This is a genomic window from Synechococcus sp. H60.1, from assembly GCF_047462335.1.
GTDB lineage: Bacteria > Cyanobacteriota > Cyanobacteriia > Thermostichales > Thermostichaceae > Thermostichus.
The window spans coordinates 1-872 of sequence record NZ_JANSJA010000147.1; the positions used below are offsets into that span (position 1 = coordinate 1).

The 872-nt window shown below is 49.1% G+C and carries 1 protein-coding gene; it reads left to right on the forward strand.

The genetic code is table 11. The annotated features are described in order from the left end of the window. Nucleotides 1–586: 586 nt before the first annotated feature. The coding region (locus NW852_RS07620) for a hypothetical protein (protein ID WP_414426609.1) at nt 587–872 on the forward strand (286 nt) is incomplete at its 3' end.

Sequence of the window (872 nt, forward strand, 5' to 3'; positions counted from 1 at the left end):
AGGAGGAAAGAGACTACTACGACCTAGAATCTTTCTGGATCCAGGCCCAGCGAGTCGATTTGCCGCTGGCGGGTTAACCGCATGTTTTTTCGGATCCCTACCTTCGGCGTCGGCTTGAGCATTCCAAGCTTTGGCACGCTAAATTGGTCAATTATCAAGAAATATGTAAATCCCTTAATATTCTCATAATTTTCCACATAGCCCTATGTTAGCGTAGTGGACGAGGAGTGGTTGGGTAAGATCTTCTCTCTGCGGCTAAGTTTCTATAGTCTTTGTTAAATCCCCTGCCCTGTACTCCTCAAAACGCCGATAATTTTTCATTGGCATCCCAGGCCAGTGAAGAGATTTTCTGGCTGCTGAGGGTTTCTGCTGGCTACTTTCAGTGGCAAGTGAGAAGGCAAATGAGAGGGGAAAGAATCAGCCGTACAAAAGATCTTACGGACAAATTCGCAACGGCTTCCCGCTGGAGGACTGGATTTGCCGACGGCTCAAATGTCCGGCTGGTAGGCAAAAGTCTGGGGAAATTGCACGTTTTGTTGAATACCTGTTTTAAGAGCGACAAGGATTTTTAGGAGGGACATCGATCATGGAAAAGATGTTGGTTAATATTGTCGAGTACCTGGCCTTGGGAGAGCTGGAAAATGTCCTCTGTACTGAACACCCCCATCAGCAGGTTTTCCACGATGCCAGGGAGCGGGAAGTGCTGATGCAGCAGATCTTAAACCGGGTTCCTGCTGTTTACATGTGGCTGGCTCCCGATGAGTGTCCCAGCCACGATCAGCTCAACCCTTCTGAGCTGGAATTGCTCCGCTCGGTAGTGCGGGATGTGGTCAAGCAGAAGCTGCAACAAGCTTCTTTTGGCGTTGACCCCT